Here is a 22,963-nt window from a genome sequence, read left to right on the forward strand (position 1 = left end):
CCAGCGACGGCCAGTTTGGCTTGGAAAAACACCCGCGTCATTAGCTGTATCTTTGATGGCAAACCGAGGCCACAGCCCAAGGAAATCACTTGGAGCATCCCGGAGTATCAACTTAAGATCAGCAATTTAAGTAACGTCTTTGCTGGCAATAAACTCGATATTGGGGCGCGGATCATGCTCGCTAACTTGCCCCAAGGGGAGTTTAACTCGATTGTCGATCTTGGCTGCGGCAATGGTGTGCTTGGCCTACGCGCCGCGCAGTTATTTCCTAAGGCGGATATCCATTTTATTGATGATTCAGACATGGCCGTCGCGAGCGCTAAAGCGAACTGGGAGCGCAATCACTTGCCGCCAGCGCAGGGCCATTTCTATTGGGATGATTGCCTGACACACCTGCCCGCTGACGTTCAGCCCGATCTGGTGTTGTGTAATCCGCCATTTCACCAAGGTGAAGCCATTACCGATCATATTGCTTGGCAGATGTTTTTAGATGCGCGCCGCCGCTTAGCCCCCGGCGGGATCTTGCATGTGGTTGGCAATCGCCACTTGGCTTACCATGTGAAATTGCAACGGCTATTTAAAAACTGCACCACGGTTGCCTCGAACGGCAAATTCGTGATCCTGCAGGCCAAAAAATAAGCCTGCAGGCCAGAGCTTAGCGTAATGTGCCGCCGAGGCTGTTTTAGCGATCTTCGTTTGCGATCGCTAAAACAACTAACGCTAAACCTCTAAACGCTAGCTTTCTAAACACTCGTTTTCTAAACGCTAGCCCCCTAAACCTCGACGCGGGAACTGCAGGCTTTATCTAGGGCTTGGGCCACATCGGCAATGATATCGTCGATATGTTCAATCCCAACCGAAATCCGGATAAGATCTTCAGACACTCCTGCCTTAGCTAACTCTGCCGCATCGAGTTGGCGGTGGGTTGTGCTCGCCGGATGACAGGCTAAGGATTTGGCATCGCCAATATTAACTAATCGCAGGATCATCTTAAGCGCATCAATAAAGCGGCCGCCAGCTATTTTACCCGCCGCAGGCGTGGGTGCTTTAATCCCAAAACTAATGATCCCAGAGGCTTTACCGCCGGTGATTTTGGTGCAATTGTCTCGATAAGGGCTGCTGGGCAAGGCACCGTAGTTCACCCAACTGACCGCCGGATGCTGGGTCAAATAGTGAGCTAATGCCAGCGCATTGGCGCAATGGCGCTCCATCCGTAAACTTAAGGTTTCCAAACCTTGCAGCAGTAAAAAGGCACTGTGCGGCGATAGCGCCGCTCCCGTATTGCGCAGCGGCACCACGCGGCAACGCCCAATAAATGCAGCTTGACCAAAGGCTTGGGTATACACTACCCCATGGTATGAAGGATCGGCTTGATTGAGTAAGGCAAATCGCTGTTTATTTGCGACCCAATCGAATTTGCCCGAATCAATAATCACCCCACCGATAGTCGTGCCATGGCCGCCAATGTATTTGGTTAATGAGTGGATCACGATATCGGCGCCATGCTCAAACGGGCGACATAATACTGGGGTCGCGACCGTATTATCGACCATCAACGGCACGCCATGTTTATGGGCAATCTGGGCTAAGCGGGCTAAATCGACAATATTGCCCGCTGGATTACCAATTGACTCACAAAACAACGCCTTAGTTTTGTCGTCAATCAACGCCTCCAGCCCAGCAAAATCATCAAAGGCCGCCATCCGCACCTCAACGCCCTGACGCGGCAAAGTATGTGCAAATAAGTTATAAGTGCCGCCATAGAGTTGACTGGTACTGACGATATTATCACCAACTTGGGTAAGCGCTTGAATGGCATAAGTAATGGCCGCCATGCCAGAAGCAACGGCAAGCGCACCAATGCCGCCCTCAATAGCAGCAAGGCGCTGCTCTAATACGCTAGTGGTCGGATTCATGATCCGCGTATAAATGTTACCCGCCACTTTTAAATCAAATAAATCAGCACCATGCTGGGTATCATCGAAGGTATAGGAGGTCGTTTGATAGATGGGCACCGCCGCGGCTTTGGTGGTCGCTTCTGACTCATAACCATAGTGCAATGCTAATGACTCAAGTTTCATAGTGCTATCCTTCTGTGTTGTTATTCGTAGGGCAACTGGGACGAACTCAGTTGAGGCCTTTGGCTGATTACCGAGAGAACACAATATGTGTTAGGAAACAAGCTAACAGATAGACATCCAGAAGTCTAAAATAACTCAACCTGATGGTATTCTCCTTCGACCAAAAGTCAGCGTTGAAGGTTGAGCATTGAGCGCTGGGCCAGCCCTGCAACGACCAGCTTAGGGTTAAGGCTGCATATCACGCGGTAACAACGCATCGCCTCTCTAGCACTTCATTCATCGGCAAATGCCTTTACCGCCCGTCTAAATAGCGCGAGAAAGCTTGCTATCGCTCAAACGGCGCCATCAATTTAACGATAAAAGCCAATTCACTAGCCCCGCTTCAACGTCTTTGTAACCTCTTAGTCACAACGGAAGTAAAAACATCTAGACGTCTAAATTGACAGACGTACAGCGATCCAATATGCTTGACCACAATTGCGAGGATCCAATGCCAAAGTGGCATGACATTTAAGCGAGTTTGCCCGCCATGGAATCTGCAGGCCATACTCCACGTCAAAGAGAGATAACATTGAGCCATTCACAACACACGACAACCGCGAGCCGCCCGGCCTCTTTTATTGCCCTACTGCCCTTATTTGTTTTCTTAGGGCTATTTATTGGCGCTGGCGTCTATTTTCAAAGCCAAGGGGTTGATTTTGCCTTTTACCAACTCCCTAGCGTGATTGCGATTTTACCGGCGATCATATTGGCGTTGATCTTATCCAAACAAAAATTAAACCAAGCGATTGATACTTTTATTGGTGGAATTGGCCACAGCAATATTATCGCTATGTGCTTGATTTATCTGTTAGCTGGTGGCTTTGCCGCCGTTGCAAAGGCCACCGGTGGTGTCGATGCGACTGTCGCTTTAGGCTTATCTTTTATTCCCGCAAACCTGCTCTTACCGGGCTTTTTTGTGATTGCAGCATTTATTGCCACTGCGATGGGTACCTCAATGGGAACGATTGCGGCGGTTGCGCCCATCGCCCTTGGCGTTGCAGACCAAGCGCAAATCGATTATGCCTTGATGGCGGGTGCCGTCATGTCTGGCGCCCTGTTTGGCGATAACTTATCGATCATCTCCGATACCACCATCGCAGCCACACGCACTCAAGGCTGTGATATGAAAGATAAATTTCGTGAAAACCTGATTTTTGCGATCCCTGCATCACTGCTGACCTTAATCGCCTTTGTGGTTGCCGGCCAAGGTCAAGCTGAGCTAACGCCCCAGCATATCGACCTACTTAAGGTACTGCCTTACTTGACGATTTTGGTGTTAGCGGTCGCCGGGGTAAACGTATTTGTGGTGTTAACCTTAGGTATCCTGTTAGCAGGGGGCACGGGTTTCTTGACCATGGATTATGGGCTCATCGCCTTTGGTAAAGATATCTATGCAGGCTTTGGCAGTATGCAGGAAATCTTTCTGTTATCGATGTTAGTGGGCGGTTTAGCCGCGCTCATGCAGCAACAGGGTGGCCTCGCCTTTGTCAGTAAACAAATTGAAAAATTGATTGGGCGTTATTCTAAAAACCAAGGCGAAGCCTCATGCCGTGCGGCAGAGCTTGGCATGGCGGCGATAGTGGCCGTCACCAATACCTGTGTTGCCAACAACACGGTCTCAATTGTTGTGACCGGCGATATCGCGAAGGATTTGGCCGAAAAGCATCAGGTCAGCCCGAAGCGAGCGGCAAGCGTATTAGATATTTTTGCCTGTATTGTCCAAGGGTTAATTCCCTACGGCGCGCAAGCGTTACTTATCGCATCCACCTTTAGCATCTCCCCCTTAGCGGCGGTATCTCATGCGTGGTATTGCATGATTTTAGCGGTGGTCGCCATTGCAATCGTGATATTGCGTAAACGCCATTAATTGATTGCGCGATGCTGAGCGCGGCTTGATACTGTCATGCTGTTGCTCAACCCCATAACGTGAACCAAAGGAGCCCTATTCGGCTCCTTTGCTATGACAACATTCCAATTCACTTCATCAACATTAGACTCAAATGCGCCTTGCAAAATACCTCGCCCAATGCGGCATAGGCTCGCGCCGTGAAGCCTGTCGAATGATTGAAGCTGGACGCATTTCGCTCAATGGCCGTATCGCTAAACACACCGATCCCGTCCGTTTAGATGCCGCATCACAGTGCCTCGATCATATCGCCTGCGATGGCAGCCCCATCACCGCCGCCGAACCGCTCGCCTATTGGATCATGAACAAAGCCGTCGGCACCGATTGCCGTCTGCTTATGCAGGATAAAACCAGTCTAATACATTGGCTGCCCAAAACCCCCAGACTCTATCCGGTCGGCAGACTCGATAAAGATTCCCGCGGCCTACTGTTACTCACCAACGATGGCGCGCTCAGCCACCGCTTGATGCACCCCAGTTTTGCCCATCAAAAAACCTACCATGTGTGCCTTGATAGACCATTTACGGATGATTTTATTGCACACATGGCCAGTGGTGTGCGCTACAACCATGTGCAAACTCTCCCCTGCCAAGTTCGCAGGCTCAGCGCAGTGAGTTTTGAAATCGTGCTCACCCAAGGCTTAAATCGACAAATTCGGCGGATGGCTCAAGCACTGGGGTATCAAGTTATCGACCTTGAGCGCATCGCCCTGATGACGCTGGATTTACGCAAACTGGCACAGGGTGAGCTAGCCGCAGGTCACCTGCGACCACTCACGATAGCGGAAATAACCACGCTCAAAACGGCATTGATTAGCGCATAAAGATCACACCGACGTTTCAGTGATATCTATGCGCTATCTGCGCTAAGCAACTGTCGCACTAAGCAACTATCGCACTAGCAACTGTCGCGCTAAGCAACTGTCACGCTAAGCTGCTATCGCGCAGAGCAACTATCCACGTTAATATCTCCCCATCAATCCTGCAGGGCATACCGCAAATTGCTGCGCTGCCGCCTGTTTCTCCCAAGAGAGTGATTAGCCCGTTATGCGAGCAGTCATTGCCATGCCATCCTCACTCCCCATAAATCGCTCTCTCGGCGTACAAGCGGCAGCCATGCCGCCAACGCTGACGGACAGCAGCATGCTGTGAGTGGCTCAGCCATGTAGGGCAAATTTATCCGGCAATTGTCAGTCGTCACCCGCCACATTGGTTAGAAATTTCAAGCCCACCAATTTGTTTATTATTTGTGAACTGTGATTGTATTTAACACAGCGATCGAGTAAAAATTGTTCGTTCGCAGTCAGTCCGGCCTGTAAAAAATGTCCCGCCACATTCGATAAGGCATTTTGTTGTAGTCATCCGGTGAGGTTTTCTGCTTAAAACAATCAACCTTAAGAGACACAACATGAAAAAAACACTGCTTACGATTGCTATGCTCTGCGCAGGACAAGCCTATGGAATGGATTTCATCCTCGATGTAAACGGAAAGTTTAATCAACCAAAGATAGCCGCAGATGTGGCAGCTAAAGGTGGGGTGCTTAAGAGCTGTATTCCACAGATTGGGGTGTGCCAAGTGGCTTTTGGCTCAGTCAATGCCGCAGCGGCAAGCGGTTTAGCACTGGTACCTGATGCAACGGCGTTTGCACCTGAACCTGCCGAAGCGACGCTTAACCGCAACGATCTGACCATTTCGATGGATGCCACCTATAACAACCCACCTGCCAGTGGCAATAATGATCGCTTTTTTGATCTGCAATGGGGCCATGTGGCCGTTGGGGCAGTAGATGCTTGGAACGCGGGATACCGCGGTCAAGGCGCTCGCGTGGCGGTGCTAGACAGTGGCGCTGATGCTGACCATCCCGATCTCGCCCCCAACATCAATACCGCGCTGAGTCGCTCTTTTGTCGCCGGTGAAGCCTGGGATTACCCAGGTATCACCACAGCAAATCACGGCTCACACACCGCCGGGACTATTGCCGCAGCCGATAACGGTATTGGTTCCATCGGGGTGGCGCCAGAAGCGGAGCTCGTGATCTTAAAAGTCCTGTCGGCCAATACTGGCTCTGGTAGTTCATACGGCACCATGCAGGCCATGGTGTATGCCGCCGACAACGATGTAGACATTATCAATATGAGTCTGGGTCTGGCGGTGCGTCGTAACGGTCTGTTTGATGTAAAAGACACTCCCTACGACACCTCTGACGACGTGCGCTTTGATGTGGGTGGCAAAGACGGCATTGCCCAGTTTATTGGCGCTTACTCTAAGGCGGCAACCTATGCCCGCCAGCATGGCGTGACCCTGTTTGCCTCTGCCGGTAACGATGCTACCGATTTGGACAAGACCGACAGCCTGATGCACCTGCCATCCGGTCTGCCTGCGGTCAATGCCATATCAGCCCTCGGCCCCCAATTATGGGGAGCCAACGCTGGTGCCGATCTTGATCAGCTGGCTATTTACTCCAACTATGGCCAGTCTGAAATTCATTTCGGCGCACCGGGCGGTGACTACAGCAGCCTGAATATTGCGGGTGGCAATTCACTGTGCACTGTGGCCGGTATCACTCGTCCCTGCTATGTATTTGACTTTGTATTCTCCACTGGTAACAACGGCTGGTACTGGTCTGTGGGAACGTCCATGGCTTCGCCTCATGCTGCCGGCGTGGCTGCGCTGATTGTGAGTGCCAACGGTGGCCGCATGGATCCACCGAAACTGGAAGCCGAAATGCGCCGTCTGGCGCTGGATTTAGGCAAGGCTGGCCGTGATGATGTATACGGTCACGGCAAGGCTTACGCCCCCGCCAACTGATCCACGCAGCCTAGGTCGTAACCGGACGCGATGGCGTCCGGTTTAACACTGCACCGCCAACCTTGATGGCGTGACCGAACACAATATACTTTGGTGAGGCATAACATTAAGAGGTTGTTATGCCTCAAGCGCGCAGAACGCCCATCAGTGTTGAGCTCTCTTATTCCCCCCCGATGATGTTGACTGTCGCCACCTTGTTAGGCGCCTTAATGCGTTAACAGCCAATTTGCTTCCATGACTCTCATTCATCGATACAGCCCTAGTCTCATTCATCGATGTAGCCCGAGGTTAGGATCCACCAAGCCCCCACCTCGCAAGGTGGTAGATACCGTTGCCAGTATCAAGCGTTTTTTAACAACACTCTTGCACTCAGTTCTTGCTCGCTTGCCAATAAAAAAGCGATAAACCCAATGAGTTTATCGCTTTTTACCTGTGTGACGCTGGCGGGAGCGGTGCCAGCGCAATGGATTAGTTAACCACTTCCATCTCGGCTAATAAATTGTCGGCATTGTCTAAATACTTCATTACCCACAATATATAACGGCTATCAACGTGAATAGAGCGATTGATGTCATTATCAAATGCCCAGCCACCGATGATGCTTTCATACACACCATCAAACAGCAGCCCGACTAATTCGGCGCGGCCGTTTAAGGTCGGTGAGCCAGAATTCCCCCCAGTGGTATCTAACGTCGACAGGAAGTTGACCGGGACTGAATCAATGGCTTTCATGTAATAATCACCGTATTGCTTTTCCTTAATCAGCGCAAGCTGCTGCTTTGGCGCATCAAAGGGATCAACACCGGTATCTTTTTGCACTATGCCTTCAAGACGAGTAAATGGCACCGCCATTAAGCCATCTTTAGGGGAATAGCCTTTTACATGGCCCACGGTGACGCGTAGGCTGGAGTTGGCATCGGCATATACCGGTTTATGTTGCTCTAAGTTGTACGCAATGATGGCATCCATATACTGTGGACGCACTTGCATCAACTCACCTGCTAGCGCTTTTTGTTCCTTTTCTAATGCCATATTGGTGTCGTGCATGGCGACGGCCAATTGGATAAACGGATCTTTGGCGGCCTTAAACTCGGCAACGGATTTATCCATCCACGCTAGGCGCACTTCTTTTTTGCCTAACTCGGTTTTGGCGTACATCTTGTCTAAGGTTTTAGCCAGCTTAGCTTCGCTGAACGAGTTATCGATACCAAAAGCTTTATCCAACGCGGGTAGGCGTTTTTCCTCTGGCAGAGCGGCATAGCGCGTTAACATATCCAGTAATACCGCTTTATCGACCTTGGCGGCGTAGCGACGATCAATCCGCTCCATGCTGGCTTTAAAGCGCGCCATATCGCGCTCTTGGAAGCCCGGCTCACGCGCCATATCCGGTAATGCCTTCTCATGGGCTAGGCGATATAAATCACGCGCGGTAGGCACCATGGTAGTGGAATCAATATAACTTAATAGCAAATCGCGCTGCTGATGGGCATTGCCCTTTTGGATTAACGCATCGAGTTGCGCTAAGGTTTGGCCATATTGCGCTTGGCGGCGAGGATCTTTGGCAATCCAACTGGCTAATTCTGCTTCGCGGGCTTGGCGGTCCGCTAACATGGTCGATTTGCCATAAAACTCAATCATTGAGGTGAAGTTTTTAGCGTAATTAGCAAGGCCGGCAATTTGGCTCTCATACTTAATCCGCTCATCACTGCCCTCTGGCGCGGTTTGTTTGATGATTTCAATAAAGCGCTCGCGGAGCATTTTGCCTTCGGGATAGGCCCACTCAAATTCATTTTTAACTTCAGTCGCAGTACGATAACGATTAGTGCGGCCAGGATAACCCGCGACCATCACAAAATCGCCTTCGCTGACGCCCTTCGCCGACACTTTTAAAAAGCTTTTAGGCTCATAAGGGACGTTGTCAGCGCTAAAGTCTGCAGGTTTGCCGGTTTTCGACACATAGGCGCGGTAAAACGAAAAGTCGCCAGTATGGCGCGGCCACATCCAATTATCGATATCGCCGCCATATTTACCCACACTTCCGGCAGGATTGTAGACTAAACGGACATCGCGAATTTCGAGCTGTTTTACCAGATAATATTCCAGCCCACCGTGAAAACTGTACACTTGGCAGCGGTAACCGTCTTCTTTTTCACATTCGGATACTAATTGTTTTTCTTTATTTTCAACACCTTGATAAAACTCAGTGCCGACTTTACCGTTCAATCCTTGTTTAACCTGTTCGGTCACATTGGTCACCTCCTCGGTCACATAAATGCGTGAACCGGGTGTTGCAGGCAATTCATCGGCAAAGGTTTTGGCTAAAAAGCCGTCTTGCAATAAATTCTTTTCAGGGGTCGAATTATATTGGATGGCGCCATAGGCGCAGTGGTGATTGGTCACGGCCAGACCTTTAGGGGAAACGAATGAGGCGGTACAGCCCCCTAAACTTATCACCGCATTCATGGGGAATTCGGTCAATTTAGAAATGGATTTAGCATCAATAGCTAAACCCTTTGCTTTTAGCTCATCGGCCATAGCGGGTAATTGATGAGGTTGCCACATACCTTCATCGGCTTGAGCGCCAACACTGGCGGCAATCGCGACAGTCAGTAACCATTTTTTCATTGTGTTAAATCCGTTTTAAGTGAATGAACCCGTGCGCAAACTGAGGTATTTGTTGTAGTTTACGACTCAAGATAGTGAAAAATGCCAAGTGCCAATCACTTAACCCCTAAAAGCAAAAAGTCAGGCACAGGGCCTGACTTTAGCATATTCAACGGCATTGCAAATAGCCGCAGAAAAACTCGCTTACAAAACAACTGCATTGTTCAACATTTGCCCGCGAGTCTTACACGCGAAAAAAACCTACAATGCCACCACAAACCTACAATGCCACCACCATCTGCGCCGCAATGATCACCGCGCCAAGGATACCGGCGACCACGAGACCCAGCGATCCCCCCGCCACCTGATAGCCTTCAAGCTGAAGGGGACGCTGACGCAGTGCCATAGCAATCGGCAAGAAAATAATCATCACCACCAAAGGCACTGCAGCAAAGCCCAGTACCGCGACAAAGCCTTCAGGCAAATACAAGGCGCACAACAAGGGCGGCATAAAGGTTAATAACCACGTTTGCAGCCGCCCTAATAGCGTCGGTTTAGCACGAGTTAATTCCGCCACAAAATCATACAAACTCAAGGTCACCCCAAGGAAAGAGGTGACTAAGGCTAAATCCGCAAATAATGAAATACATTTACTGATCCAAGGGGTATTGGCGATATCTTGCAAGGCGGTAACAAGGGCTGGCAACGAGCCATTAAGCTGATTGACATCATTCCCACCCACGGTCCCCAGCGTCACCAACAACCAGAAAATATAACAAGCTAATGGAATGGTTGAGCCAATCATCAATACCTTACGTAAAGATACTGCGTCACCATCTAAATAACGAACTAAGGTCGCAATACACACATGAAAGCCAAAAGAGGTAAATACCACCGGAATGGCCGCCATCCAACTGTGGCTAAGTGAGTCGGTCATCGCATCACTGGCCAACTGGCTCAGGCTGACTTCTGGCAGTAAAAATAACACCACCACGATGAGCAACAGGATCATTAACGAAAACAACAGGCGCGACACTTTATCTACCCATGCCACCCCAAGACCGGCAAATCCACCTAACACTAAGGTAAAAGCCACGACCGCCACTTGGTTGTTTAAGGTAATGTCGAACATGTTTTGGGCTTTGAGCACCAATAACGATGAGCCACCCGTCAGATAAGCTGCCGTGAGGGCAAACAATAAACTTAAAAACGCCGCACCTTGGATAATCTGGCCTTTTTTGCCCAGCAATTTCCCGGTTATCGAGTGGACGTTATCACCAACCCCAGAACGTAAATTAATTTCTAGCATTAACAGTGAGGTATAAGCCGATACCCCCCAAATCACCACCAACAACAGCAGCGCGGGAATAATGCCTAACGCGGCGGTGGCTAACGGTAACGCTAACATCCCCGCGCCAATGGCCGTACCTGCCACAATGGCAATTGAACCTAACATTTTTGAATTCACACAATTTTCCTGTTCAAGTATTTAGTGCTACTGCTACGTTGACGCGCCTGAGTGCATAACGAGTCAGGTCATCCGCGCAACACGCCCTATTTATTGTTTTAATTTAGATCTAATTGAGTAGATTTGAACGATAACGCCCTGCGAAGCCGCCCTTAAGCACAAAGGGCTCTAGCAACTTAACGCATCCCATCTGATCTGCGCTTACAGTCGATCAAGTGGCCTCAATAGCTTGTGAATATGTCAACCCAGTCGCCATTGAGGCTAACTAAATCGATGAGGGAAGAATGGCATTACGTGCAATTGTGTTTGTCCTAAAATAATCCTAAAAATGGCGCTAAAAATATCTGACTCCAAGATAGGCATACCCTAAAAAATATGCGCTAAAAAAGTGCCCGGCATTGCACCGATAATGGCCGTAGCTTGGGACATTAACAGAGGCAACCCCAGTGAGCAAGCCACGATTTACCAAAGCCCCCTCTCAGCTTCCTAGGTAACAACTTGATAGCGTGACGATAAATAAAAAGATACAACCCCCACCGCCCAACCAACCGCTTAAAGTGCCCAGCACTGAGTAATGCCAGATTACGATTCGCTATCGCAGCCAAGAGCAATGTTTCACCGCAGCTTACCGCCAGTGTCACTCCCAATACCCAGTTTGGCCCACACCACCTCAACAAACGGGAACCTGAACAGATATGGATCCTGAGCAAACGAGAACCCGCAGAAGACTTGAACCCGCAGCAGACTTAGGTATAATGCCAGCCTCGCTTCGGGGGAGTAGCTAACTGGAGGGCGAAATCGCCATCTAGGGTGAATATCAACATACTTGGCCGCATGCCATGGTATTCACAGCAAATCATCGATTTGCCCAGCAAGACCTGAGCACAGTAACCGCACCTAGGGGTGGACGGTCGCTTGTGCTTATGTCTTTGCCACCCCTAAAGGATCACTATTGGAAGCTCTACTTGCCTCAACCTTCACGGTTGCTATCGCTGAAATTGGCGATAAAACTCAATTACTTGCTCTCTTACTCGCCGCAAGATTCAAAAACAAAACTGCCATTATCATGGGTATTTTGCTCGCGACCTTATTTAACCACTTCGCGGCGGCGTGGGTAGGCCAATGGGCCGTCACTTGGTTTGATCCTGAACTGGCCCGCTATTTAGTCGCAGCCTCGTTTTTCGCGATTGCGATTTGGGTGTTAATTCCCGATAAAGTCGATGCCGAGGAAAGCCGTTTTTATCAAATGGGCCCGTTTATTGCGACCTTTATCCTGTTTTTTATTGCCGAAATGGGCGACAAAACTCAAATTGCCACAGTGGTACTGGCCGCGAAATACGATGCCTTAGCCATGGTGGTGGCCGGCACAACCCTAGGTATGTTGCTTGCTAACGTACCAGTCGTGCTTGCCGGACATTTTAGCGCCGAAAAACTGCCGCTGCAGTGGATCCACCGCGGTTGTGCCGTGCTTTTTGCCCTACTCGGTGTCGCCACACTCCTGTTCTAGGCTTTAGACACCCAAAACAACCGGCGGCAATCTGAATTGCCTGCCGGTGACTACCGCAATCAATATCGCGACTAAACTGATATTAAACATATAAACCCATTTTAGCCCGCTAAATATCAGCGCCATCTGGCTGAAGTATTCAGCATCTAAACGCAGTGGTGCCACGCCGTATCAACGCAGATGAACACACCCTCACTAACACTGACTAATGCGCGCTCGCGATATCATGCGTATGCGCACGCCAGCGTGAAATCCCCTACACGATTAACGCTGAATCACCGCCGCCGTCATTCGCGAAATACAGGCCAACTCTCCCCCACTATTGTGGATATGAATTTCCCATACGGAAGTCCGCTTGCCAAGGTGAATGGGTTTGGCCGTCGCCGTCAGTAAGCCATTTCGGGAAGCCTTAAGATGATTGGCATTAATTTCCTGGCCGACGCAGTAATATTGCTCAAAATCCACCGCAAAATTCGCCGCATAACTGGCGACCGTTTCCGCTAAGGCCACATTGGCACCGCCATGGACTATGCCCAAGGGATTGTGTACTTCAGGATTGGCGGGCATGGTCGCTTTAAGATAATCCTCACCAATCTCGGTGATTTGAATGCCAAGGGTTTGCATCAAGGTGCCCTTACCGTGCAATCCCTGATCTAAACGGCGGCAATCCTCTAGGGTAATAGGCCTAAACCAAATGCTCATTATGGTACTCTTTGCTGATAATTAAGGTAAAAACAGTCTACTTGATTGCAAAGCGGAGTGGAAATAGCGCGCGGTAAATAACCGCAAAGGTAAGGGTAAAAGAGCCGTGAGGGAGCGCCGCCTTTAGTCTTAAATCCCCTTGAGGATAGGCATCCGGATGATCAACATAGTCATATTCGGCAAACTGAAATGGCCCTTGGCGCAGCATTATTGTTATAGAATATGCGCCTAAGGGCCAGGGTAAACGTGGCGTCACCAAAATAACGCCGCAGGGCAGTATTTAGCTAAACGCAACGGTTAGCTAACCCAACCGTTAGCTAACCGGCAATTAGCGCTGGCCAATCACCGACGCTAAGGTCAGCTTGATCATATCATTTAGGGTTTGCTGACGTTCCTGCGCGCTAAGGTGTAACCCTAAACGCAGATGATCGGTCACCGTCATCATCGCCAGCGCCTTAGCACCAAACTCCGCAGCCACGCCATACAGCCCAGCAGCTTCCATCTCTACGCCTAAAATGCCGTATTTTTCCATCAGATCGTAGCGGCTATCATCAGCCCTATAGAACAAGTCAGAGGAATACAGATTACCCACATGGTAATTCACCCCTTGTTGCTCGGCAGCATCGGCCGCTTGGCGCAATAATCCAAAATCGGCAATCATGGCAAAATCGGTGTTAGCAAAGCGAGTACGATTCACCGCAGAGTCGGTGCTCGCCCCCATTGCCATGACCACATCCATCAATTTAATTTTTTCGCTCACCGCGCCGCAGGAGCCAATACGAATAATATTTTCGACACCGTATTCAGTGATAAGCTCTTTGGCATAAATCGAAATCGATGGGATCCCCATGCCTGAACCCATAACAGAGATTTTTTGTCCTTGATATTCGCCGGTAAAGCCGAGCATATTGCGCACATCCGTGACCAATACAGGCTTATCTAAAAAGTTTTCGGCAATATATTTCGCCCGCAGCGGATCGCCAGGCATCAGAACTGTGTTAGCAAAAGCACCCGTTGGGGCATTGATATGTGGAGTCATTACAGGTTTCCTATACTAAAGAGCAAGCCAGCAATTGTGCCGCTCATTAAATTCGCCAGGGCGGCAGCGATCAATGCTTTCATCCCCATGGCACTTAAATCATGGCGTCGCTCAGGACACAATGCGGCCAGCCCACCAATCACCATGGCAAGCGAACCTAAATTAGCAAAACCACAGAGGGCAAAGCTGATAATTACTTGAGTTTTTTCAGATAGTTGATCGGCGACTTTTAAAAAGTCCACGTAGGCGACAAACTCATTGATCACCATTTTTTGCCCAATAAACGAAGCCGCTTGACTGGCTTCATGCCAAGGCACCCCCATCAACCAGGCCAATGGTGCTAACGCATACCCTAAAATGGCTTGCATGGTTAACTCGCCGTAACCAAACCAGCCGCCAATGCCGCCCACTAAGCCATTAATAAGGGCGATTAAGCCCACAAAGGCGAGTAATAGCGCCGACACATTTAATACTTGCTGCATCCCCATGGCTGCGCCGCCCGCGGCTGCATCGAGAATATTGCTAGGCTTATCAGCCTGCTCACCCATAACCTTCTTAATATTTTCCTCAGGGGTTGAGGTTTCTGGCCACATCAATTTGGCAAACAGTAATCCCGCTGGCGCGGTCATAAAGGCCGCGGTCAGCACATATTTCACATCCACACCCATCTGGATATAACCGATCATGGTGCCACCCGCCACCGAAGCCAATCCGCCAGTCATCACCGCAAACAGTTCTGACCGTGTCATATGCTTTACAAAGGGGCGAACCATAGAAGGTGCTTCAATCGGCCCGACGAAAATATTAGCGGTAGCCGACAAGGATTCTGCGCGGCTGGTGCCTAATAAGCGTGATAATGCTCCACCGATAATCCCCATCACTAACTGCATAATACCGAGATAATAAAGCACCGCAATTAATGCGCTGACAAACACCACCACACACAACACGTTAATCACAAAGATAAAACCGACACCAAATTTAGCGAGATCACCAAATAAAAATGCCAAGCCTTCATTACCATAACCAATCACGTGCATCACACCATTAGAAGCACTATCTAAGACAGCCTGACCAATGGGGGCGTACATGACAAAAGCACCAAAAGCGATTTGAAAGGCCAGCGCGCCAAGCACTGTGCGCGCGCGAATGGCGCGGCGATGTTCAGAAAGTGCGACGGCTAAGCCCATTAAACTCAGCATGCCAATAAAACTGATGAAAACATCCATACATTTTTAACTCGTTCGATCTAAGTATGGAAGGAGTCTAAACAGCTCACTTAGATGCTCAAGCGATCTAGCTCACTTAATTCACCTAAAATGATCATTTTATGGCTAATTGCAGTTATTTCGCTCGAAAGCCGTAAAAATCAAACTTTACAGCAGCAAAGCCAGTACAAATAACAACACAAAAGCCAACAAACAACAAATAACCAAGGCAAATATTAACAAGCAACAGCCGCTTAAGTGCCCTAATCCCCCTCTCCATTAGAATAAAAACCGAGGCGATGACGATCTATTGCTTTCATTAATGAAACTAAATAACGAAAAACGGCAGCATTCGTGCCGACAAACGCATGTTATTGCCACTGTTCGGCCCTGATGTCATTCCCGACCAAAGGCGCTACCGGCGGTGATAACACCATCGCGAAAAAGGCGTCAGTGCGATTATCAATAATCCCTGATGAGAGCAAATTGCGTTAACGGCGTAGGATACTTGACGCGTTCTTACTAAAGGGGGAGAGCCGAGAAAAACCGGCCATGATTTATGCCATAACCATCAGTTGGCCATATAATGCCAATAAAAAATGCCAATCAGGTCAACCTAACTGGCATTTGAGAACCGCGGCGTGATGGCCGCAATAAGACAACGATAAGATTACTTTTTGGCCGAAGCTTCAGCCGGTGCGGCTTGTGCCTTTTCCACTGACTTCAATTCCACTTCAAAAATCAGTGTGGAATTTGGTGGAATAGTACCAGTATCACGATCACCATAAGCTAGGTTAGCTGGGATAACAAACTTGTACTTAGCGCCAACTGGCATCAACTGTACGCCCTCAGTCCAACCAGGGATCACCCGATTCAACGGGAACTTAGCCGTTTGACCACGCTTGTAAGAGCTATCAAACTCAGTGCCATCAATTAAGGTACCCACGTAATCAACTTCAACGGTATCCTCTGCGCTTGGCTTGTCACCAGAGCCGGCTGTTAACACTTCGTATTGCAGCCCAGATTCAGTGGTCACCACACCCGGCTTGGCCTTGTTTTCTTCAAGGAATTTTTTGCCATCTTCGATATTTTTCGCGGCCATGGCAGTGGCTTGTTCTTGGCGTTTATCGTTTAACTTTTTATCTAACCCTTGAAGAATCGTTTGCATTTCTTCTTCAGTTAATTTCAACTGATCGTTCAAACCCGTTGTAAAACCCGTCACAATCAGCGCGCGATCCACTGGCAGGCCTAATTCTTCTTGTTCTTTAATATGGCCAGACATATAACGGCCAATTGAAGCCCCAACACTGTAGGCTTCTTTTTGTGCTTCCGTCGTTAATTCAACATTTGCGCTAGTGTTTGTTGCTTTTTCTTCTTGATTACAAGCAGATAGGCCAATAACAGCCAATGCAACTAACGATAATTTATAAATCGATTTCATCAAAGCTTCCTCAGCATCCTCAAGCGGTTACAATAACCTAAGCGCGACAACTTTATACTAGTTATCTTGGTTATACCAACTAGATTCTTTATAGGTTAATCGTGATTCATCTCACGCTATCTTGACTAAAGACACTTACTTAGCAAGCAAGTTCAACAAGAAAAATCTACTGCTGCTTATTTAGGCGACACTTTTAGCAATTGCCGACCTAAAAGCTAGCATAATGCCCCACGATTCATTGGCCCCTGTTTAATGAGAATGCTCCGCTCTACAATGCCCTGCGCCCCTATAAAGAATAAACCGCCACCTAACCCAGCTGTGCCTAAGGATATTTTGCTTATCCCCCCAAAAATCTCACTTTTGATCGATACGCGACGAAACACAGCTAAAATCAAGCAGTCGTTGTATACTCTGGCAATTCGGGATACTCATAGGTGAGTATTTGTCGCCAAGCACTCGTCATCACTTGGCAGCTATAGAGGTTAATTATGCAAGCGCTACAACATCAGCAAGGAGAGGCGCCAGCGCGCGCAGCTCACACTCACGCAGCTCACACAGACGCGGCGCAAGCACAAGACGTGCAAGCGCAGATAGAAGAACTACAAACAAAATTGGCATTTCAAGAGTTGACTGTCGAAGAGTTAAATCAAGAAGTCATCAAACTCAATCGCTTAGTCGCCCACCAGCAACAGCAAATCCACTTGTTAGTCGGCAAATTGCAGGCAATGGAGCCGAGCAATATTGCCACCCAAGCGGAAGAAACACCGCCACCCCATTATTAATGGGCTCGCCCATGCCTCCATCCACAGGAACCGTTAAACAGGAACCGTTAATAAGGTAGCTTTCGCCATGCAGCCCCTATTTATTGCCTCTTTCAAACGCACCATCAGCGCATCCGCCTTAAGCCTTGGTCTTGCTCTTGGGGTCACGGGCTGCGCTACTAATAGCATTTTTATCAATTATCCCTCGCAACTCGCCTCCATTAAGCAAGGGTTAAATTCCGCCAGTCCACTGGCTCAAATGGATAAACTCACCAGTCAGATCTCCAGCAACGATGGCCTCCTCTACGCTCAGGAGGCTGGGCGGGTGGCACAGGTTGCAGGAGATTTTAGCAACAGTAAAAAATACTATCAGCAAGCCATGCTTGCCTATAACGCCTTTGATGATAAAGCCAAAATCAGCGCCAGCGAGCTCGGGGCAACCGCCAGTAGCTTAGTGCTCAACGATAATGCCATCCCCTATCGGGGGCCAGGATTTGAGCGCATCATGCTGCACCAGTATCAAGCACTCAATTATTTATTCAGCGGTGATTATCAAGGTGCGTTAGTTGAAGTGCGTCGCAGCAACGAGCTGCAAAGCAGTGAGCAAGCACGCTATGAACAATCCCAAAAATCCGTGCAGGCCATGGCCAATGGCACCATAGATGCGGAAGTCAATAAACTGGGGCAAGCCGCGGGCAGTGTGACCAGCTCCTTTTTAAATGCCTACAGTTATTACACCACGGGCGTGCTACATGAAGTGCTCGGTGAGCCAAACGATGCCTTTATTGACTACCGCAAAGCCGCGCAAATCACGCCGGACAATCACTATCTAAAGCAGGATTTAGTGCGTCTTGCCAAACAGCTAGGGATGCCACAATACGCAGAGTTTAAACAGCGTTGGGGTGAGGCGATACTCCCTAAGGCGGGTGAGGGCCAAGTTATCTTACTCGTAGAGCGTGGCTTTGTTCCTGAGAAACAGGCTCTTACAGTGCCATTTACCATACACGGTAACTGGCAAACCCTGTCACTTGCGACTTATGGGCCGAGTGGCAGTGCAGTCCAAGCCACCCAAGTACACGGCTTAGGGCAAATGCTAACGACTCAAGCAATCGCGAATATTGATGGTCTGGCTATCACCGCCCTTAAAGAAGATTTACCCGCAAGCTTAATGCGTCAAGTTGCGCGCATTTATGCTAAATCCGAGATGACTTATCAGATCGAAAATAGCGGGCGTCAAGGCAACAATGCCGCCAATATTGGCAGCATTGCGATGCAAATTTTTAATGTCGTGACGGAGCAGGCCGATCGGCGCAGCTGGCTGACACTGCCAAAGCAAGCGCAAATTGCTCGGCGTTATCTCAGTCCGGGGAAATACGCCCTACAATTGGATCAAGCTCCCGCGACAACCGTTGAAGTTGCCTCAGGCAAAACCACCCTCGTCTGGGCAATTGATACTGGCAATTTCACTCGAGTTTATTCGATAATGATTTAGTCTAGTGGTGAATATTTGGCTAAAACGAGTGTCATCAAGTTTATACAATCACAAAATGGAACTGACTATGAAACAACTTAAACTGATTTTTGTGCTAGCCGCCATCATGGGTCTAGCGGCCTGCCAATCAAAAGTGGAATACGGCGATGCGACTGAGGTCGAAACCGTCAATGAGAACTTCGGCTCTACGGATCTGCAGGCCATTGCCGCTAAAATGGTCGATAGCATGATGACGTTCCCACCGATTGTGGCGCTGACCACGAATCAGCGACCAATCCTGTTTGTCGATAGCATTAAAAATAAAACCTCAGAGCATATCGATACCGAATCGGTAACAGACTCTATCAGCAACAAATTATTACGCTCAGGCAAATTCCGCTTTATCGATATGACTAAAGTGGATGCAGTCCGCAAGCAACTGGATTACCAAAACAACACCGGCATGGTTGATCCGTCAACTGCGATTAAGTTTGGCCGTCAAATTGGCGCGCAATACATGCTCTACGGCAACCTCTCGAGCATAGTCAAGCAGGACGGTAGCACTAAAGATGTGTACTACAAAATGACGATGCGCCTAATGGATCTTCAAACGGGGCTGATTGAATGGTCCGATGAAAAAGAAATCCGTAAATCTAAGTCTAAGTCTTTCTTAGGTATGTAATGTTTTAGTGTGTCAGCCTATGGCATGGCCCCTTGGCGCCATGCCCTATTCACGCCAGCGACTCGCTGGCTTTTTTTACATTTTTAACATTGGTTATCCAAAGCAAATAAGGTAGTGTACAGCGCCAAGATATCCTGCAATGCTGCCACCACCAGGGCTCATTCAAGATAGCTGACAAGGATGGCAGCCCTTATGAATCAAAATCAAATGCCGAGCCAATCCCTAGCCCAAAGCATAAAAATAAATTGTTGAAGGATTTACGTTGTGAATTTGTTTAAAGCCAGCCTAGTTGCCCTGACCTGCACGGTATTAATGTCCTGCGCGACCCAAAGCACGCTCAATACCGGGCCTCGGGATGCCAGCCCCTATATCAGCCAATATCAAGCAAACCTGCGTTCCGAGGTGATTTCCGATGTGAGTTACGAGTTGGATTTTCAACTGACTGGCGAGACTGAATTTACCGCGAGCACTAAGGTCAACTTTCGCTTGAGCGAGGTGCCTAAGGAGCTCAGCCTAGATTTAAACAAAGCTCAAATTAAACGCTTTATGATCAATGGCACCGCCGTGTACCCCAACTACAATGGCGCCTATATCAGTTTAAACTCACGGTTGCTGAGCACAGGTTCAAATACCGTCATCGTTGAATATACTCGTGCCCATAGCACTAACGGTGAAGGCCTGCATCGCTTCCAAGATCCGATTGATGGCAAAGTGTATCTTTACTCCCACTTCGAGCCTGCGGCGGCCCAACAAATGTTTGCGGTATTTGACCAACCGGACATCAAAGCTCACTATCAAATCAGCGTCACCGCCCCGAAAGATTGGCAAGTCATCAGCACCATGCGCGAAACGAGCATCAAGGCCGTCGGCGCCTCTAATCGCTGGGAATTTCCGCAAACGCCGAAATTGAGCCCCTATAATTTTTCAATGCATGCTGGACCTTATCAGGTATGGCAGGACAATTCTGGCCGCTATCCAATGCGCCTATTTGCCCGGCAATCGGTGGCGCATCAAGTGCCACCAGAGGATTGGTTTACCTATACCAAACAAGGGCTAACCTTCTTTGATAACTATTTTGGCATTCCCTATCCTTTTAAAAAGTACGATCAAATTCTGGTGCCCGATTTTCTCTATGGCGCGATGGAAAATGCGGCAGCGGTGACCTTTTCCGAGGATCGTTTTCTTCATCAAGCCGCCATGACGGCAGAGCAGCGCCAGCGTCTCGCCGGGGTTATCATGCATGAAATGGCGCACCAGTGGTTTGGCGATTTGGTCACCATGAAATGGTGGAATGGTTTATGGCTCAATGAAAGCTTTGCCTCTTTTATGGGCACGCTGGCCACGCAAGAGGCCACCGAGTTCACTCAAGCTTGGCGCAATTTTTATGCCAGCGGCAAACAAAAAGCTTATGAACAAGATAGCTTAGTCACCACTCATCCCATTGAAGTGCCCGTCGCAACCAGCCAAAATGCCTTTGATAATATCGATGCCATTACCTATCAAAAAGGCGCCTCAACCCTTAAACAATTACGCCATTTACTCGGTGATGTGGTGTTTCGCCGCGGCGTCAGTCATTACCTTAAGCAATATAGCTATCAAAATGCAGAGTTAGACGACTTTATCAACAGCTTAGCCAAAGCATCTGGGCGAGATTTAAGCGCTTGGACCCAAGAATGGCTTTACAGCGCCGGGGTTAATACCATCAAGGCTGAATATCGTTGTGAAGGCAACCGCATTACCGAATTTAGCTTATTACAGTTACCGGCCAGCGCAGATCTGCCGACGCTCAGAGAGCAAAAAGTCAACGTCGCGCTATTTACCAAGGGCCGCTACGAGCTGCGCAACGATGTGACCCTCCCGGTGACATACCAAGGTGAGCGCACTGAAGTTAAACAATTTATTGGTGAGCGCTGCCCCGATTTAGTCTATCCAAACTTCGATGATTGGGGTTATGTCAAAGTCGAATTAGATGACAAATCCTTTGATACTGCCAAACAGCATCTGAGCAATGTATCCGATCCCCTGCTGCGCTCTATGTTATGGCAAAGCCTCTGGGACGGCGTGCGTGATGGTAAGCTTAGCCTCGATCAATACCTCAGCGCCGTGTTTGTTAACGCCCCCGCAGAGAGCGACTACACCATCGTGGGACAAATTATTTCGAGCCTATTACGCTCTAAGGAATACTTAGCCCAAATCGCGCCAATGCAACAAAATTATGCCAATAATGCCATAAAAGGCTTGGCACAAATGAGCTTAAGAAAGACCATGGAAAGCAGGGGTGAGCATGATCTGCAGCACCGTTGGTTTAACGCTTATATCAGATTGGCCGCCGATCGCGACAGCTTGCGTCATCTGGCGCAGCTATTGGATGGCACCTCCAAAATTAAAGGGTTAACCTTAGATCAAGATTTGCGCTGGGCGATCATCACCCAACTCAATCGCTATGATGCCCCCAATGCCCTGCAACGCTTAACCAAAGAAGCGGCAAAAGATAAATCCGATTCTGGGATAAAAGCGGCCCTTGCGGCAGAGGTCATTCGCCCTGAAGCAGCAGCGAAACGGCGCTGGTTAAGCCGCGTTCACACCGATAGCCTGCCCTTTGCCAAGCAGCGCATCATCATGGAGTCGCTCTACCCTGCGGAGCAAAAATTGCAGAGTGCCGCCACTGCCGAGGAGCGACTCGCTAACCTTAGGGAGATGGATCAAAAAGGGCCAGTATTCATGCGCAGTTATAGTCAGCATTTAATCCCAACTGACTGTAACTACACCAGTATTGCGGCATTGGATAAGGTATTAGATAGTCAAACTGGTTTATCTAACCTGGCCCGGCGCGCATTGCTCGAAACCCGCCAAGCCGAGCAGCGCTGTGTATTGATAAAAAATACAATGGGTCATTAACCCTAATAAGCATCGATGTTATCAGCATCGTTGTTATCAGCATGGAGTGTCTCAACATGAGGTTCCCCCCATGACAGCAAGAGGCTCTTAGGAGCCTCTTTTATATGCTTAATGCTTAATGCTTAATGCTTAATGCTTAAGTATGAATAACTGACCCACAGCCAAGAAACGACAAACCGCGTTTTACAGCACTATCCTGGTAGAGAACAAGATGACTATACAATTTATTGATGCGCTGCTACAGGCCTACAAGGGAGTTGAGCTGTCCGCTTGGGATAACCTCAGATTACTGCTATCGGAGTGTGCCCATCATCAACATCAGGCCTATGGCTTTGAAGTCTGCTA

The 22,963-nt window shown here is 48.9% G+C and carries 16 protein-coding genes; 9 read left to right on the forward strand and 7 right to left on the reverse strand.

What is annotated here, in order from left to right; translation table 11 throughout:
• A partial coding sequence (locus tag ACRCZA_RS05470; RefSeq protein ID WP_438673458.1) for a class I SAM-dependent methyltransferase occupies positions 1-639 on the forward strand: 639 nt, incomplete at its 5' end.
• Between the two features lie 134 nt (positions 640-773).
• Here ACRCZA_RS05470 and ACRCZA_RS05475 read toward each other — a convergent pair.
• Positions 774-2,081 carry an O-acetylhomoserine aminocarboxypropyltransferase/cysteine synthase family protein gene (locus ACRCZA_RS05475; protein WP_438673459.1) on the reverse strand — a complete coding sequence of 436 codons (1,308 nt, stop codon included), beginning with the start codon at positions 2,079-2,081 and terminating at the stop codon, positions 774-776.
• Positions 2,082-2,652: 571 nt separating this feature from the next.
• On the opposite strand from ACRCZA_RS05475, the gene ACRCZA_RS05480 reads away from it, so the two are divergent.
• The 3 genes from ACRCZA_RS05480 (at position 2,653) to ACRCZA_RS05490 (ending at position 6,837) form a co-directional block, all read left to right on the forward strand.
• On the forward strand, positions 2,653-3,990 hold the full coding sequence (locus tag ACRCZA_RS05480; RefSeq protein ID WP_438673460.1) for a Na+/H+ antiporter NhaC family protein: 1,338 nt from the start codon (positions 2,653-2,655) through the stop codon (positions 3,988-3,990).
• Between the two features lie 133 nt (positions 3,991-4,123).
• Positions 4,124-4,852, forward strand: coding sequence for an RNA pseudouridine synthase (locus ACRCZA_RS05485; RefSeq protein WP_438673461.1), 729 nt, complete (start codon positions 4,124-4,126; stop codon positions 4,850-4,852).
• A 584-nt stretch (positions 4,853-5,436) separates the two neighbouring features.
• The gene (locus ACRCZA_RS05490) at positions 5,437-6,837 is read left to right on the forward strand and encodes a S8 family peptidase (protein ID WP_438673462.1); all 1,401 of its coding nucleotides are present in this window, start codon (positions 5,437-5,439) and stop codon (positions 6,835-6,837) included.
• 468 nt (positions 6,838-7,305) lie between these two features.
• On the opposite strand, the gene ACRCZA_RS05495 is transcribed toward ACRCZA_RS05490, so the two are convergent.
• Complete coding sequence (locus ACRCZA_RS05495; RefSeq protein ID WP_438673463.1) at positions 7,306-9,462, reverse strand: S46 family peptidase; 2,157 nt, start codon at positions 9,460-9,462, stop codon at positions 7,306-7,308.
• A gap of 259 nt (positions 9,463-9,721) precedes the next feature.
• Positions 9,722-10,897, reverse strand: coding sequence for an amino acid permease (locus ACRCZA_RS05500; protein ID WP_438673472.1), 1,176 nt, complete (start codon positions 10,895-10,897; stop codon positions 9,722-9,724).
• 964 nt (positions 10,898-11,861) lie between these two features.
• On the opposite strand from ACRCZA_RS05500, the gene ACRCZA_RS05505 reads away from it, so the two are divergent.
• Complete coding sequence (locus ACRCZA_RS05505; protein ID WP_438673464.1) at positions 11,862-12,416, forward strand: TMEM165/GDT1 family protein; 555 nt, start codon at positions 11,862-11,864, stop codon at positions 12,414-12,416.
• A gap of 264 nt (positions 12,417-12,680) precedes the next feature.
• Here ACRCZA_RS05505 and ACRCZA_RS05510 read toward each other — a convergent pair whose 3' ends face one another.
• The 4 genes from ACRCZA_RS05510 to fkpA all read right to left on the reverse strand — a co-directional run bounded on the left by ACRCZA_RS05510 (position 12,681) and on the right by fkpA (position 16,806).
• Positions 12,681-13,118, reverse strand: coding sequence for a PaaI family thioesterase (locus ACRCZA_RS05510; protein WP_438673465.1), 438 nt, complete (start codon positions 13,116-13,118; stop codon positions 12,681-12,683).
• Positions 13,119-13,446: 328 nt separating this feature from the next.
• Positions 13,447-14,157 carry a purine-nucleoside phosphorylase gene (deoD, locus tag ACRCZA_RS05515; RefSeq protein WP_438673466.1) on the reverse strand — a complete coding sequence of 237 codons (711 nt, stop codon included), beginning with the start codon at positions 14,155-14,157 and terminating at the stop codon, positions 13,447-13,449.
• Positions 14,157-15,386: a NupC/NupG family nucleoside CNT transporter gene (locus ACRCZA_RS05520; RefSeq protein ID WP_438673467.1), complete on the reverse strand. Its 1,230-nt coding sequence runs from the start codon at positions 15,384-15,386 to the stop codon at positions 14,157-14,159. Before ACRCZA_RS05520 ends, deoD begins: the two co-directional genes overlap by 1 nt.
• A gap of 649 nt (positions 15,387-16,035) precedes the next feature.
• Positions 16,036-16,806 (reverse strand): FKBP-type peptidyl-prolyl cis-trans isomerase, encoded by a 771-nt coding sequence (gene fkpA, locus ACRCZA_RS05525; protein WP_438673468.1) that lies wholly within the window; start codon positions 16,804-16,806, stop codon positions 16,036-16,038.
• A gap of 578 nt (positions 16,807-17,384) precedes the next feature.
• On the opposite strand from fkpA, the gene ACRCZA_RS05530 reads away from it, so the two are divergent.
• The 4 genes from ACRCZA_RS05530 (at position 17,385) to pepN (ending at position 22,618) form a co-directional block, all read left to right on the forward strand.
• The gene (locus tag ACRCZA_RS05530) at positions 17,385-17,588 is read left to right on the forward strand and encodes a SlyX family protein (protein ID WP_438673473.1); all 204 of its coding nucleotides are present in this window, start codon (positions 17,385-17,387) and stop codon (positions 17,586-17,588) included.
• Between the two features lie 67 nt (positions 17,589-17,655).
• Positions 17,656-19,059: a COG3014 family protein gene (locus ACRCZA_RS05535; protein WP_438673469.1), complete on the forward strand. Its 1,404-nt coding sequence runs from the start codon at positions 17,656-17,658 to the stop codon at positions 19,057-19,059.
• Positions 19,060-19,126: 67 nt separating this feature from the next.
• The gene (gene lpoB, locus ACRCZA_RS05540; protein ID WP_438673470.1) at positions 19,127-19,720 is read left to right on the forward strand and encodes a penicillin-binding protein activator LpoB; all 594 of its coding nucleotides are present in this window, start codon (positions 19,127-19,129) and stop codon (positions 19,718-19,720) included.
• Positions 19,721-19,984: 264 nt separating this feature from the next.
• Entirely contained in the window at positions 19,985-22,618 is a 2,634-nt protein-coding gene (pepN, locus tag ACRCZA_RS05545) for an aminopeptidase N (protein ID WP_438673471.1), read from the forward strand.
• The last annotated feature ends 345 nt before the right edge of the window (positions 22,619-22,963 follow it).

Source organism: Shewanella sp. (assembly GCF_051658185.1).
Lineage (GTDB): Bacteria > Pseudomonadota > Gammaproteobacteria > Enterobacterales > Shewanellaceae > Shewanella.